The sequence below is a fragment of the Candidatus Brachybacter algidus genome (genome assembly GCF_016707225.1).
GTDB lineage: Bacteria > Bacteroidota > Bacteroidia > Chitinophagales > Saprospiraceae > Parvibacillus > Parvibacillus algidus.
This window is the reverse complement of sequence record NZ_JADJID010000001.1, coordinates 888,039-904,002: the sequence shown is the minus strand read 5'-3', so window position 1 is coordinate 904,002 and position 15,964 is coordinate 888,039. Positions and strand designations below refer to the sequence as shown.

Genomic DNA, 15,964 nt, shown 5'->3' with positions numbered 1-15,964 from the left:
TTAATTAGATAATCCAAAAATTACAATTAGAATGGTATCACAGTCACTCCGACGTTCCAAACTTTAAAGCCAGGTCCTTCATCTTTTTTGTATAAAGATGCCATATCATACATCCCAAATACACTCCAATTTCCGATACCCAATCTCACTGTTCCTGAGATATCGAAAGGATTTTGATGAAACTGCGATTTAATTTTAGTCTCTACTTGCGTTTTATAGCTAGAACTAGAATTAAATTCCTGATTCAGTTGCTGCTTAAATCTATATCCAACTACAACACCACCATCTATATGAAAGTTTCTTTTGCTTCCGGGATTTGTATTAATATTCAACAAAAGTGGTATTTGTATTTGACCCAGAATCAAAGTATTTTTCTTTAATTCCTGACCATTCGGGTATGCCACTATATCTACCTTATCCTTTGAATTAATAATTGTTACATCTTCTTTAAGCCTAAGGAAATCCCATTGGAAGCCCAAACCCGATACAAATTTTAAATAATCTGTTCCCAATTTATACTTATGCTCAAATAAATTGATGTGAAGACTAACGGATGGCTGATCTATTTTCCAAAGGTTATCAGCATCTGATGTTCCGAATTCGAAAACTTTATCAGAAAATCCTACCATAGACAATTCAATACCTGCCCACACTCTTTGATTTGGCCTCCACTTTAACTTCTTTTTACTCCATTTATCCATATCTTTTCCAAAATTCAGATCGTCATCTCCATTGTATATGTCTGCCTCTGATCCACCTTCCACTTCGACCTCTCTTTCTACGATATTGACTGAGTCAGCCATATCACTTATAGCGTCTCTGAGTATTTCAATATTGGATTCATCATTGATCTGAGTATCGATATTGGTAATTCCTGTTACTATGATTGTTGCAGCGTCATAAGATTTAGCTACAACAAATTCTGCTTTCATATCTCCCGCCTGCACAGTAGATGCGTCGTTGGCCACCACATTCAAAGAGGAGCAAGTACCACTAAGTGATATAGAAGAAGCGTCATTAGACTGTACAACTACCTTATTCAAACTTGCATAGATAGCCACGCTTGATGCGTCATTACCGATGACTTCAAAGCCATTTGACAATCCGCCATTAACGACTGCTGTAGAGGCGTCATTGGTTTCGAGTTGGCTTAGATTTGAAGTTGTAATTCTTACCTCATTGGCTCCATCTATAAATAATACTCCTTCTTTTACTCGGTACGGTTTCCCAGTTTCTTGTGAATATGAGATAGAAGCTTCTCCATTGTCACTATCAATAGTAACGGTAGACTGATCGTTTGTTACAATCTTTGTAATTCGGGATAATTTATCGGTGTTATCCTGTCCGTAAGCCAGTTGCATAACCAGCATTAACATTGTTGAAATAAATAACTGTTTCATTTTAATGAATTTCTATGGTTAATAATAAATTTTGTTTCTAATAATTATCTTGCAGTGCTAAGTTCAAACCCGGCGATGCGAAGAGAATACCCCTCTATTTTACCTTCTGGCGTCCTGTCTTTGGAGACTTCAAACAATCCTTCAGATTTGATAATATTTTTCTGATAATCAGCAAATCCATAAATAGCTGCCGACTTTCTATCAAGGAAATCGATCTTTTGTTTGATGCTATTCACTGCCCCTGCTAATAATACATCTTCTTCGGGTAGACGTTTAGTTTGATACATATTGAAAAAAGTCAATTTAGGTTCGATGCTCATCACTCTCTCTGAACCTAACCTTGCAATTCGGGGAAGACTGGCAACTTCATTTCTGACAATAACTTCTTCATTTTGAATTAAAATGGGGTCTTTTGTAGTGTTAATTTTCTCGAAATTTTGAAATTTAACGACATCGATTTTTGAAAGCTGAGAAATATGCTGATTATTTACATCCACATATTTTCTATTATATTCAAACAGATCTCTTTGTGAGGTAACCTCTGAAGCTTCTTTAGGTGGTAATATAGTTGATTCATTGGTTTGAGCCACTTCAACCTGGTTGGCCTCTGCATGATTCTTTGACTCATTATTGACAACTTTTATCTCTCTTATTTTGTCATTTTTAACTAGCAAGCCATCATCTGATCTTTTTAGAAATGGATTGAACATAAATAATAGACCAATCAAACAAGCTGCTAAAAGCATATATAAATACTTTACGACAGGCTCTCGTCTTTTTAAATTTGATTTATGTGGATAAGTAAGTGTATTGCCAGTGATGGTCCTAGTCGCAAGCATAGCATCATAATGTTGCTTTAAAATAGGATCACTTGTGACCCAGGACTTTAGCTTTAAATCTGAGGAATGTTCAAGATTACCTTCAATAGACTCAAAAATAATTTTTTCTTCATTAAGAGATGGTGCGAATCGCTTAAGGTCATCTGACATAAGACAAATTCCTGAGATATTATCCAGCATATCACTTTCATCCAGATAGACAAGGTCTGATTCATTGGCATCACAAAGATCATTAGCTTCAAGAAACAATGTCAATTCATTTGATAGTTCTACACTCAAATTTCCTTCTATTCTATCCAGCAGGAATGCTTCGTAATTATCTATATTTATTTTTGAATTATTCATCTTACGGCGGGGAATATGTTTTTGTTTAGTAATAATTTGTCCTTCAAGGTTTTTCGGGCTCTAAATAGATAAACCTTAACCTGTGATTCTGATAAATTTGCTAATTGGCCTATCTCTTCATAAGAATAACCCTCATAATCTCTCAGAAGAACTACACTTTTTTGAATTTGAGGAAGTTGGTTAAGAGCGTGATCCAAGGCATCTTTGAGGTCATAATCCTTTTCTTCATACTTTTCAGCATCCTGAAGCGCTAGATAGTTATCCCTTCGTTTCTTTGCCCTAATGTGATCAATCATAGTATGATATCCCACAGTAAAAAGATAGCTTTTAGACTTTTCAAATTCTACATCCCTGACTTTAGCCCACATCTTTGTAAAAGATTCCTGAACTAGATCCTGGGATGCTTCCCTATCTGAGATATTTTTTACGAAAAATCTAAAAAGATTATCCGAATAAAGATCTACCGTTTTGTTAAATTCCTGTATTGTCACTTTTGCTCATTATGATCTCAAACTAATTAAAGAATGGAATTCGAATTTCTAAACTATATTATACCAAGTATTGAAATATCCTTTCTTTGTTATTAATACGACCGGATCATATAAAAAGTTACAATACCATCTTTTAATTTGTAATCTTCTATAACCTTAATTAAATAGAATAGCAGAATCAAACAGCAAATATAGGTTTGAAAAGGCCTGACGATAATGGATCTGATATGAGCGCTGAATAAAGAATGCAGGTGTAGGTTTTATAAACATTAATATTAAAAAAAAAAGGCCAAAATATATTTGGCCTGATTATTTCCGGGAAATAAATGAAATAAAATTTCTAGAAATCAACAAAAAGCAACAATATTATGCATCCACATGAAATCTAAAACCGACACCGTGGACATTTTCAATTCTAAGCCTTCCATCGTTGGATAAATATTTTCGCAGTCTAGAAATAAAAACATCCAGGCTGCGTCCTAAAAAGTAGTCATTCCTTCCCCACAATTCTTCCAGAATTTCACTTCTTTTAATCAAGGTATTACGGTGATCGCTAAAGTATCTAAGCAAATCACCTTCCTTCTGAGTCAGTGTATTTGAAATATCATTATAATGGAGTGTCAGATTGATATAATCAAAGGTATAATTTCCAAATTCTGCTATCTGAATATCTTCTAAAGAAGCTATCTTACCACGTCGATTCAAGAAAATATCTACCTTAAGAAGCAATTCTCGCATGTCAAATGGCTTAATTATATAATCATCACCACCAATCGTAAGTCCTTCGATCTTATCATCTAGCATCGACTTGGCGGTAAGAAATATTATTGGGATTGAGTTATTGTTTTCTCTGATCTTTTTGGCAAGTTCGAATCCATCCATTTTAGGCAACATGACGTCCAGTAGACAAATATCAAATTGACTTTTTCTAAAGGCATTTAATGCATCCAACCCGTTGGTGAAATGATCGACCTGGAAACCTTCATTAGACAGCGCTTCGGTTGTTAAAAAAGCTAAAGTCTCATCATCTTCAACATAAAATATTTTTGTCTTATTCATACTTTTGGTATTGTAATAAAAATTTTAGTTCCTTGAGCTGGTGTGCTTTCGATTTTTAATTTCCAATTTAGTGCATTGCAAATATTCTTAACATAAAATAACCCAAGACCAAATCCTTTTACATCATGCACGTTGCCTGTGTGGTGCCGGTAAAACTTTTGAAAGACTTTTTTCTGGGTTACGATGTCCATCCCTACTCCATTATCCTCAATGCTTAAGATTACCTTACCTTTTTGAATGGATGAAGATATATAAATAACAGGATTATTTATACTATATTTTATAGCATTGTCAATGAGGTTGTCAAGAACGTTGGTCAGGTGTATCTTATCAGCTAGAATGAAGATATCCTCATTGCTTAAGTTAATATTCATAACACCCTGCACATTTTCGATCCTTAACTCCAATGCAGGAAGCATTTCTCTGATTACGTTATTTAATTCTAACTTCTCTGTAAATAGTAGAAATTTATTTTTTTCAAGTTTAGCTAATTCCAGTATCTTCTCTACATGCGAAATCAGTCGTTTATTCTGCTGATCAATAATTCCTGTAAGTCGCTGTATGACACTATCGTCCTTCACTTTCGGATTTGAACTAATAGCACCGGATGCAAGAAGAATACTTGCTAATGGAGTTTTAAATTCATGTGTCATGTTATTTATAAAATCCTTTTGTAATTCAGAAAGTTCATTTTGTTTTACAATGACAAAAATTGAGTATACAAAAACACCCAATGCTATTAACAAAAGTAGACTGAAAAGGAAGACGTACATCAAATTAGCAATAAGGGATGTGCTTCTATTTGGGAAAAAAACAACGAAATAATAAGTAAATCCTTCATGGGTTGGCAATATCGACTTTTCTTTAAAATTCTGAATAGGCTCAGCGTTTGCTTTGATATAATTGCCGTAAACTACCTGATCATTCGAACAGTCGTAAATTCCAAATTCAAAATCTTCATTGATCAGTACTTTTTGAAACTCCTTTCTAAGAAAATACTCAACGTGATCTGCCTGAATTTTATCATTGACATTTACTACAAAATAATTGGAAGACATCTGATTGATAATACCGGTATTGGGGAGCACTGAGCCATTTAATTCAACGAGTTGTTTGGCTACCCTATAAAGTGAAACCTTTACTGTCTGAGAAAATTCCTTTTCTTTATAATTCCACATTTGGAGCACCCAATATCCTTGCACCACAATTATAGCGGCAATAGCTAATGTGCCAATAATTGTTATTAATCTTACTTTAGATCTTGTCATATTATGATTTGATCAATATCTTTCGTTTAATCATATTGGTGTCCATGGTAAAATTGAAGTAATCAGACAAAGATGAAAATTCCTATTCAATGAGATTGCTAACATTTAGTTAATCCCGATCAGATCAGAGGTTTTGCTTCCTGAAACTGCTTAAATCAGTGGTTAATGTCAAGGTGTGTGCAGAACCTGCTATGTGATAAACAGAGATTCCATAATCAAAGTTAAATTTAGAAATTCGAAGACCTAATCCACCTGAAAAACCAGATAAGGACCTAAAGCCATTTACAGAAAGTTGTCTTTTCTTAAAGTGATTGTAGGACATACGTATTTTAAATCCTTCTTTCTTTCCCATCGACATTTCAGCCTGAAGCACCATATGCCTGAAAAAGTTATCTACAAAACCATATTGCTTGATCTCAGGTTTTTCGAATTGGTCATCAAAAGAAAAGGATTGTTCAACGTCGTATGGATTATCATATAATAAGTTCCACCTTTGAAGATGATGAGCCAGCAAACCAATTCTTAAAGGAAGATGTTTTAGACGAACACTGCCCGAAGCTTGAATCTCGACAGGCATAACTTCTCTTACAGATGCATAGTTGTTCAATTGAGTTCCTAAGTTTTTTACTACAAAACCAAAAGTCCCTGTTCCTTCAGGGATGTGGTATGCTAGGGCAAGGTCCAAGCCCAAAGCGCTGCTGTTGTAATCCGCCAAATTTGAATTAATAAATTTTAAATTAGAACCTAATCTAAGATTTTCATAAAGTTGAGTAGATGCTCCTATCAAAAAATTATATTCCGCTGCACTCTGTGGACCTAAGGAAACTCCCTGATCATCATATCCATCTATTGTCCCATAGTCAGCATATTGGATACCTCCATGAATACTTACGTCCTTCCATCTTAGTTGTTTGCCAATTATTAAATTACCAATGCCAGTCTTACCCAGCAGAAATTGGTGAGTGAAACTTATCGGGAATGACTCATCAGCCTTAAATAATGCAGGATTGGCAAAGGTCTGGCTAACATCCATACTGATTTCAGCCATTGTAAAACCGCCAAGTGCTGACATTCTTGCACTATTACTTTGATTAAGAAAAGGGAATACCTTATCTGTTTCAATTTGTGCATTTAAGTGCAAGGTATTTGTGCAAATAAAAATGTATAAAAGCAAGTATATTCTTCTCAAAATCAATTTATTTGATTGTCTATTTTTTTATCCAGCTTGTGGTGCATACGCCCCTCTCACAATTCATTTTGCGAATAAGTTCACCATTTTCATTGTATTCTTTGAGTTCATTATGCTCAAAAGGGCCATTTATATATGAACCTTCCGTACTCAGTTTACCATTTTTAAAATACTCCTTAAAAGGGCCATTCTCTTCATTATCAACAAAAGTGACCTCTTCCATGAGTTCACCACTTTCGTAATATCTCTTCCAAATACCATCCATCTCATTATTCAAATAATTACCTTCGGCACTTAATTTACCATTGCTATAGTACGATTTAAATTCACCTTGAAAGACTCCATAAAGATAATGTTGTACTCTATCTAATTGACCGCTTTCGAAATAAAATTTTCGTTCACCATTTATCGTATCATTATAATAATAAGTTTCTTCAGCTTTTTGACCAGATGGATAAAACCGTATATATTCTCCTTCTTTGTATTTTGTCACAGGATCGATCGAATATTTTTCAATGACTTGATTCTTCTCATTGAGAATCTCTACTTCTTTAGTTTCTGCAGTACAAGAAGTAAAAATAGCTATCAATGGTAAGATTATAAACGAGACATAAATGGATGTAACTCCTTTAAAATGCATATTCTTTTATTAAAATTAAAACCCTTTTTGGAGGATGCTTTAGTTGGCAATTTTGGAAAATATTATTAATTGACAAAATTAATTTGCTCAAAACAATATTCAACTAAGTATAATTTAAAAATATTATTGAGCATTTCGATAAAAAAACAGTTGTTTTAAATCATTCTAACTTCATTAGTTCAACTTTACCTTTGGTATAACTTTTATCTACTTCATAAAATTGCACTGAAATAAAAAAAGAAAGGGTTTTTCAGAACATTGTCCCAAAAAACCCTTTCTTACTAAACTGGGAAACTGTTAAAACAGTTTACCCCTGTTATCAGTAATATCAGTTTTTTTCTTTAATGCATCCAATATTTTTCCATTCATTTGTTGCTTAATACTTGTAGAATAGAACCTTTTAGCATTTTCAATTGGCGGCCTTGTTGCTCCTGCTGTCTTCTCATAAGGTTTAACAAGGAAGATACCGTTGTAACCCTTAATTAAAGGAGATATTGAATTAATTGGTAATGCATAGATCGCGGCTACCACTTTAGGTTCTTTCCCAAATACCGGAGCATAATTCGCTCCGAAAACTACACTTTTTGCCGTATCTACTTTTACATTGAATTCCTGAGCAAGTGCTTCAAGAGATTTAGTATTTTTAGCTTTTTCCGCCAGCATTTCAACTTTCTTCTCTGCCATTACCATTGGTGTTATATCAGCTTTTATAGAAGCTACTTCACTCACACCTTTGTTGTTGATAACTTTTAAAGCAGGCACTACTATTTGCTCGACATAATATTTACCAGTCTGTTGAATTGGAAAAGGTTCTTGAGCGACATCTCCAACTTTAGTTTTAGAATCAAAAGCCCATTTGATTATATCTCGGCTACCTTGTCCCGGAGGCACATTTTGAAGTGCGAAATCAGACTCATCAACAGCAAATGAATTTTGCATCTGCAAACCAGGTGTAGCTTTAATCTTAGCTTCCAACTGATCTATAGTTTTAATGCCCGCCACCAAAGTTTGAACTTGAGCTGCTACCCTGTTCTGAGATTCTTCACTAGGAACCAATTCTGTGCTTATGTATGCTACTTTATAACCATTAGCATCACCCAACGTTTTTTTATCCATCACCTGGATCAAGTGAACTCCAAAGTCAGAAGTGACCTTTTTCATATCACCAACTTTAATATCAAAAAATATAGCATCATTAAATGGCTTAACAAATTTACCTTGAGGTGCATATCCGAGATCTCCTCCTTTTACTGCACTTCCGCCATCGGTACTAATTGCCTTAGCTACTGCAGCAAACTTAGACTTATCAGCATTGATGACTGCCATCGCACTATCTATTCTTTTATTAGCTACTTCAAACTCAGCCGGAGATTTTGCAGAGATAAGAATGTGTCTAGATTTCACAGAGTCAGCTACTGAAGATTTACCCAATAACTTGACAGCTTTAACAACATTCGATTCGACATAAGGACCATATACATCACCTGTATTCATGCCAGATACTTTAGACTTTATGCCTTGATCAAGTTGGTCAGATTTAACATAAACGTCACTTATCGTTCCACCATTTGCTAAAACAAATGCCGAATCTTTAGCAGCAGTTTTGAAATCTTCCATTTTATCTTTAATAATCTGCTCAGAGTCCAAGGTATCTTGTTTACTTACTACAACTAATATACTTGCAAAACTGATAACTCTTGTTTCAGTCTTGTTGGTATAGGCTCCTTTGTGTGCGTCAATATACTTCTGATAATCAGCGTCCGTTAGTTTAACATCAGCATCATTAATAAAAGAAGTAGGAACCTTTACATAAAGTGCATTGATAGGAGCACCCTGATCATTTATTACAGCTTCAGCCTGCCATGTTGGAGTATAAATCGCTTTTGTAAATAGAGAGGTCATTTTTTGATCCAATCTATCTTTAATGATTTCCTTTTCCTGAATGGCCCAAAAAGAAGCCATATTTGCAGGAAGTGTACCTTTTTTGATTTGATCTCTAACGTTTTGGAGTTGAGCCATATCTACCTGCCCTGTCTGGGGGTTACCATAACGCTGAGCCATAAGAGGACTGATGTTAGCACCAAACTGCATGTCTATCAATTCAGCTTTACCAACTGCAAGACCTAATTTTTGAGCTGCAGTTTGCAGTATTGAATTATCAACAAAATAATTCCAGATATATTCTCTCTTAGAGTATTCGTCAGCATCAGATCCTTGATAAAGAATTTCTTCCATTGACCTCATATCGTTGAAATCAAGAGTATGACTACCTACTTTACCAACATTGGTTACATTACCTGACATATTCCTGTTCTGGACGACATCCATAACAATAAATCCTGCCACTGCCAGCCCGATCAAGACGATCATAAGACCACCACGCTTTCTTATACTTGTGATTATTCCCATGTATTATAATCTGTTTTACTTCATTTTAAAAAATCCGTGCAAAGGTAATATTTTATTGCAATTAGCGTAAATAAAAATATAATATTATAAAATATACTAACATATTAGCTATTTTAATTAATATCCGTCTTCATATTTGATAGAATTGAAATGAATATATATATATTTTATACCTTTGTGCCGCCAATCAAAAACAAGTAATATTTATGCCTAAGAATACAGCCATCAAGTCAGTACTTATCATTGGCAGCGGACCGATAATAATTGGTCAAGCTTGCGAGTTTGACTATTCAGGAACTCAGGCTTCTAGATCCCTCAGAGAAGAAGGCATTGAGGTGACTCTTATCAATTCTAACCCAGCAACAATAATGACTGACCCCGTGACGGCAGATCATATTTATTTGCTTCCCTTAAATGTAGAAAGTATAATACAAATTCTTGAAGAAAGGCAGATTGATGCCGTTCTTCCAACAATGGGTGGACAAACTGCACTCAATCTTTGTATTGAAGCAGCTGAGCAAGGCGTTTGGGAAAAATATAACGTACAACTGATTGGTGTAGACCTGGCTGCAATAGAATTGACAGAAAACCGAGAATCTTTCAGACAATTAATGATTGATATCGGAATGCAGGTGGCACCGTCACATATTGCAAACTCTTTTCTGGAAGGAATGGAAGCAGCTCAAAAGATCGGTTTCCCGCTCGTAATTCGACCTTCTTATACGCTGGGAGGATCCGGTGGAGGATTAGTATATTTAGAGGAAGATTTTGGAGAAGCACTTCGTCAAGGGCTTAACGCCTCTCCTACTCACGAAGTTTTGGTCGAAAAAGCCGTTTTAGGCTGGAAAGAATATGAACTGGAACTTTTAAGAGACAACAATGACAATGTCATTATTATATGTACTGTAGAAAACATCGATCCAATGGGTATCCATACCGGGGATAGTATTACAGTAGCACCGGCCATGACTTTAAGCGATACAGGATATCAGCAGATGAGGAATGATGCAATCAGAATGATGCGTTCACTTGGAAACTTTTGTGGAGGTTGCAATGTACAATTTGCCCAGAATCCTGACACAGAAGAATTAATTGCGGTTGAGATCAACCCAAGAGTTTCAAGATCTTCCGCATTAGCAAGTAAAGCAACAGGATATCCGATAGCTAAAATAGCAGCTAAACTAGCTATAGGCTATACACTTGATGAATTGTCGAATCAGATCACCAAAAGTACTTCTGCACTTTTCGAACCTACGCTAGATTATGTGATCGTTAAAATGCCGCGTTGGAATTTTGATAAATTCCCGGGAGCCGACCATACACTTGGCCTTCAGATGAAATCTGTCGGTGAAGTCATGGCCATTGGCAGAAGTTTCCAGGAAGCCCTTCAGAAAGCGTGTCAATCTCAGGAAAACAGTAGAAGCGGACTTGGGGCAGACATTAAGGAATGGATCCGAACAGAAGATATCATGGAGCGCTTAGTAAAAGTCAGCGATGACAGGATATATAGACTGAAGGATGCAATCAGACTTGGAATACCTGAAAAAACGTTAAAGAAGTTAACCGGAATTGACCCTTGGTACATCCGTCAGATAAAAGAACTCTGTAAATACGAAGAAGAGATCATTAGATTCAATGTCCCTGATGATATACCTTATGATTTCTTTATGACAATCAAGCAAGCCGGATATTCTGACGCTCAGATAGCTTGGCTATTGAGGGTGAAGGAAGAGGAAGTAACAAAAGCTAGATATAAACTCGGCATAAGAAGGGTTTACAAACAAGTAGATACGTGTGCAGCAGAATTTGATGCACGTACCAGCTATTTCTACTCCACTTTTGACGAAGAAAATGAAAGCATTCCATCCGATAAGCCAAAGGTCATTGTATTGGGCTCTGGTCCTAACAGAATAGGCCAGGGCATAGAATTTGATTATTGCTGCGTCCATGGCTTGCTAGCAATAAAAGAAGTAGGATATGAAGCTATCATGATCAATTGTAACCCTGAAACGGTTTCAACTGACTTCGACATGGCGGACAAGTTATACTTTGAACCAATATTCTGGGAACATCTCATCGAGATCATAGAATTAGAGAAACCGTTAGGAGTCATTGTCCAATTAGGCGGTCAAACAGCTCTAAAACTTGCAGAAAAGCTGCATAAACATGGTATCAAAATAATAGGTACTGACTTTAAGAGTATGGACATGGCGGAAGATAGAGAGTATTTCTCAGATTTATTAAAATCTCTTAATATTCCTTATCCTGAATATGGCGCTGCTGACGATACAGATGAGGCATTGGATATTGCAGCTCGTATCTCCTACCCTGTCCTTGTGAGGCCTTCTTATGTACTAGGAGGGCAAAGAATGAAGATCGTCATCAATGATAAAGAACTGGAGCAATCTGTTTTGAACATCTTCAAACATATGCCTGATAATAAAGTATTGATAGACCAATTCCTCGAAAGGGCCAAGGAGGCTGAAATAGACGCCATCTTCGACGGAGATGACATTCACATCATGGGCATAATGGAGCATATCGAACCTGCAGGTATTCATTCAGGTGACAGCAATGCGTTATTGCCAACCTATAGTCTTTCAGATAAAGCACTGGAATCTATGAAGGAGTATGCTTATCAATTGGCAGTAGCACTTAACATCAGAGGACTAATCAACATTCAATTTGCAATTAAAGATGATAAGGTATATGTTATCGAAGCTAACCCTAGGGCTAGTCGGACGACCCCTTTCATCGCTAAAGCATATGGAGTGCCTTTTTTGAACATCGCTACAAAAGTGATGCTTGGTACACATAAGTTGAAAGATTTTAAGATCGAACCACATTTGACAGGATATGCGATCAAGGAACCTGTGTTCTCTTTCAATAAATTCCCTAAGGTTGATAAACGATTAGGACCAGAGATGAAGTCGACAGGTGAATCGATCAGGTTTATAAAAGATCTGAAGGATCCACATTTTAGGGAATTGGAAAGGAATGCGGCGATGTTCTTGTATCAGTAGGATTCAGACACTAGATGATAGATTCTAGACGCTAAACTATAGAGTATTGACATTACCGATTACCGATTTATTATGAAACAGTGTAGCTTATTTTAAGATATAAACTTAAATAATCTAAATTTGCATTTTACCGGTCCCGTAGTTCAACGGATAGAATAGAAGTTTCCTAAACTTTAGATCCAAGTTCGATTCTTGGCGGGACTACCCTTTGATTAATGCTATTTTGTGTTTAATGCATAAAATAGCATTATTTATTTAGTGAATAGCTACATTTGAGATGTTTGACCCTTCAATATTTTATGTGTAAAATATAATCAAACGTTATACAATATTGACCCTATGTTTAACCTGATAAACGCTCATTATGGCATCTATTAAAATTAAGATGCGAAAAGCCTCCTCTAAAGTATATGCGGATGATTCTCAGCCTGTTGTGATCCGAGTTATCCATAAAACTATTGTTAAAAGAAAGACCATTCTAAAAACTACTGCCGGATATATAAAATCATTATTAAAGAGCAAAAGTTTGGATCAAGCGACCAGGGATATTCTAACGGATTAATCATTAAGCTTTTGCCTGCTTTGCTATATCATTTTGCATAACGATGCACTTATCCTAGGGTTGATACTTTTGATATAATCCACAGTAACTCCAACAGTTTTATTATTTTGAGCAAACCTTAACCTCAATTGACCCATTGACGCCATATTATTTTCTTATGTGTTACAAATTTGATTAATTGTATATCCAGAAACATTATGGTTAATAATGGTACATGTGGTATCATCTAAATTACAAGATGTAAACTAAAATTAAAAATTTTTATCAATATGATTGATATTTTTTCAAAGTACTTGTTTTAATTTTAAAATTTAACATCTGGGAACATGTATTAATACTATTAGGAAATTATTTTGCTAAAAATCAACTATTTGTATAATATAATTGCATATTCATTGATAATTTATTAATCCTTTTCATAGCTTTGGTCTCTTAAAATTTACTAAATGAAGCATATCTTTTACACTTCTCTATTTACGATGATGTCTTTGAGCATCAAAGCTCAAACTTTTAATGGCACCTTTGGGCTGATCCCGGATGATCTTTCCACAATAGTTTTTGAAGCAGATGTATCCGGCTTACCGCAAACTATGGATACAACTAACTTTGGACTTGAAGAAATTTGTTTTAACATCACTCATACATATGATTCAGATCTTACGATAAGATTAAAATCACCATCAGGTAAGATCATTACACTTATCGAAAGCATCGGTGGTGATCAAGACAATTTTACACTAACTTGTTTAAATTCGTTTAGTACGCAAAGTATTTTTAATGGTAGTGGGCCATTTACAGGAACATGGAGGCCTGTCGGCGATCTTGGAACCATAAATGATGGCTCAGACCCAAACGGTAAATGGCAGCTGATCATCCATGATGTCTATCCTGCAGATCAAGGAGATCTATTAGATTGGTCTATCCAATTTGGAAATGAGCCGGCAAAACCATATACTTTTGCATCGAGTCGTCTTCCAATCGTAAAGATTGAAACTGGAGAGGCCACGATAGTCGATGACCCCAAAGTGAGCGCTGTTATGTATATAATATCCAATGAAGAACATTTAGATAACAATTTGGCCGATACCACTTATTCATTTGTCGGAGATATTGGCATAGAATTCAGAGGCTCAAGTTCACAGACTTTCCCAAAAAAATCCTATGGTTTTGAAGTTCAAGACGCCCTGGGTGAAGACCTGGATGTTTCAATATTGGGCATGCCGGAAGAAAGTGATTGGATATTAAATGCGCATTATAGCGACAAGACACTTATTAGAAACAATATGACTTATGAGCTATTCAGAAGAATGGGTCACTATGCAAGTCGAACAAGACTCTGTGAATTATTCATCAATGGAGAATACAGAGGTATTTATTCTTTGATGGAAAAAGTAAAAAGGAACAAGAATAGGGTTGATATTTCAAAACTAACTACTGATGACAATTCAGGAAGTGATGTGACTGGCGGATATATCTTTAAAATAGACCGCAATACAGGTCAAGGAGATGCAGGATGGACATCACAATATTCAGCTCCAAATAATGATGATTTCAAGACAAATTTTTTATTTGAATATCCACAAGACGGAGATATTTCTGATTCTCAGAAAGCCTACCTTTCAAGTTTTGTTGACAGCTTTGAAACAGCACTTTATGGTCCTGATTTTCAAGATCCTGAGATAGGTTGGAGGCGATATGCAGATGAAAATTCCTTTATAGACTTTATGTTGATCCAGGAAATGTCAAAAAATGTTGATGCTTACAGATTAAGCACATTTTTGTACAAAAATAAAGATACCAAGGATAATAAAATACATTTTGGGCCTGTTTGGGATTTTGATCTAGGATGGATGAATGCAGATTTCTGCGAGGCTTATACAACAGCAGGTTGGGCATGGGAGATAAATTATAAATGCCCTGATGGCACCGTTCCCTTCTGGTGGGAGAAAATAATCCAGGATACCACATTCATGGCTCATTTGAAGTGTAGGTGGGAATCGTTACGAACCTCAACTCTATCCCTAGACAGCCTAAATAACATGATAGATGCTGAAGTAGCTGAAATGAATGGAGCATATAATCACAATTTCCATATTTGGTCAACTCTGGGAACATATGTTTGGCCCAATCCACAACCTGTTCCTGAAGACTATCCCGGAGAAATCAATAGACTAAAAGGCTGGATTAAAAACAGATTTAAATGGCTGGATTATACCATTGCTACTAGTAGTGAAACAAATGAGGTAAAATTTGAAACAAGCCACTTGGATGGATTGAATTGGAGGTTTGAAGTTGGAAACTCTTTGGAGGATATTTATCATTGGGATTTTGGCGATGGGAATACAGCATCAGGCTCCATAGTTCTGCACAAATATGAGACTGTTGGCACATACAATGTTACATTAACAGCGACCAATTCATATGGATGCTCTAGTGAATCAAGTCAGATAATCAATATCGTGAATCTTGAGACCAAGTCCCTGGAATCAATGAATATCCAAATTTATCCAAATCCTGTCTATGACCAATTAAAAATCAAATTTGAAAAAGATGCGAATAGCACCAATTTGGAGATTAATGATATGAATGGCAAGCTGTTAAAATCCCAAAAGATGTTAAATGGTGTTGAGAATGTGATTGATGTTTCGGCTCTGCCCGCTGGAGTTTATTACTGTACGATAAGAAGAAATGATGAAGTGGGCAGAGTAAGGATCGTTCACCTCAGATAATGATATTATA

11 protein-coding genes and 1 tRNA gene are annotated in these 15,964 nt (G+C 35.6%); 4 read left to right on the top strand and 8 right to left on the bottom strand.

Annotated features, from left to right (window positions below; genetic code table 11):
- Positions 1–26 precede the first annotated feature (26 nt).
- The 8 genes from IPI15_RS03725 to IPI15_RS03690 all read right to left on the bottom strand — a co-directional run bounded on the left by IPI15_RS03725 (position 27) and on the right by IPI15_RS03690 (position 9,640).
- On the bottom strand, positions 27–1,400 hold the full coding sequence (locus IPI15_RS03725) for a GIN domain-containing protein (RefSeq protein WP_287400804.1): 1,374 nt from the start codon (positions 1,398–1,400) through the stop codon (positions 27–29).
- A gap of 44 nt (positions 1,401–1,444) precedes the next feature.
- Complete coding sequence (locus IPI15_RS03720; protein ID WP_287400803.1) at positions 1,445–2,584, bottom strand: hypothetical protein; 1,140 nt, start codon at positions 2,582–2,584, stop codon at positions 1,445–1,447.
- Positions 2,581–3,075, bottom strand: a complete 495-nt coding sequence (locus IPI15_RS03715) for an RNA polymerase sigma factor (protein ID WP_287419219.1) — start codon at positions 3,073–3,075, stop codon at positions 2,581–2,583. Before IPI15_RS03715 ends, IPI15_RS03720 begins: the two co-directional genes overlap by 4 nt.
- 366 nt (positions 3,076–3,441) lie before the next feature.
- Positions 3,442–4,134, bottom strand: a complete 693-nt coding sequence (locus tag IPI15_RS03710; RefSeq protein WP_287400800.1) for a response regulator transcription factor — start codon at positions 4,132–4,134, stop codon at positions 3,442–3,444.
- Positions 4,131–5,402 carry a sensor histidine kinase gene (locus tag IPI15_RS03705; protein WP_287400799.1) on the bottom strand — a complete coding sequence of 424 codons (1,272 nt, stop codon included), beginning with the start codon at positions 5,400–5,402 and terminating at the stop codon, positions 4,131–4,133. Before IPI15_RS03705 ends, IPI15_RS03710 begins: the two co-directional genes overlap by 4 nt.
- Before the next feature lie 124 nt (positions 5,403–5,526).
- Positions 5,527–6,591 (bottom strand): type IX secretion system protein PorQ, encoded by a 1,065-nt coding sequence (porQ, locus tag IPI15_RS03700; protein ID WP_287419217.1) that lies wholly within the window; start codon positions 6,589–6,591, stop codon positions 5,527–5,529.
- 19 nt (positions 6,592–6,610) lie between these two features.
- Positions 6,611–7,231: a toxin-antitoxin system YwqK family antitoxin gene (locus tag IPI15_RS03695; RefSeq protein ID WP_287400796.1), complete on the bottom strand. Its 621-nt coding sequence runs from the start codon at positions 7,229–7,231 to the stop codon at positions 6,611–6,613.
- Between the two features lie 297 nt (positions 7,232–7,528).
- Positions 7,529–9,640 carry a peptidylprolyl isomerase gene (locus IPI15_RS03690; protein WP_287400795.1) on the bottom strand — a complete coding sequence of 704 codons (2,112 nt, stop codon included), beginning with the start codon at positions 9,638–9,640 and terminating at the stop codon, positions 7,529–7,531.
- A gap of 206 nt (positions 9,641–9,846) precedes the next feature.
- Between IPI15_RS03690 and carB the strand changes: the two genes are divergently transcribed.
- The 4 genes from carB to IPI15_RS03670 all read left to right on the top strand — a co-directional run bounded on the left by carB (position 9,847) and on the right by IPI15_RS03670 (position 15,954).
- On the top strand, positions 9,847–12,663 hold the full coding sequence (gene carB, locus IPI15_RS03685) for a carbamoyl-phosphate synthase large subunit (RefSeq protein WP_287400793.1): 2,817 nt from the start codon (positions 9,847–9,849) through the stop codon (positions 12,661–12,663).
- Between the two features lie 132 nt (positions 12,664–12,795).
- Positions 12,796–12,867: transfer RNA gene (locus IPI15_RS03680), tRNA-Arg, on the top strand.
- 160 nt (positions 12,868–13,027) lie between these two features.
- Positions 13,028–13,225: a hypothetical protein gene (locus tag IPI15_RS03675; protein ID WP_287400792.1), complete on the top strand. Its 198-nt coding sequence runs from the start codon at positions 13,028–13,030 to the stop codon at positions 13,223–13,225.
- A gap of 446 nt (positions 13,226–13,671) precedes the next feature.
- Complete coding sequence (locus tag IPI15_RS03670) at positions 13,672–15,954, top strand: CotH kinase family protein (RefSeq protein WP_287419215.1); 2,283 nt, start codon at positions 13,672–13,674, stop codon at positions 15,952–15,954.
- Positions 15,955–15,964 lie beyond the last annotated feature (10 nt).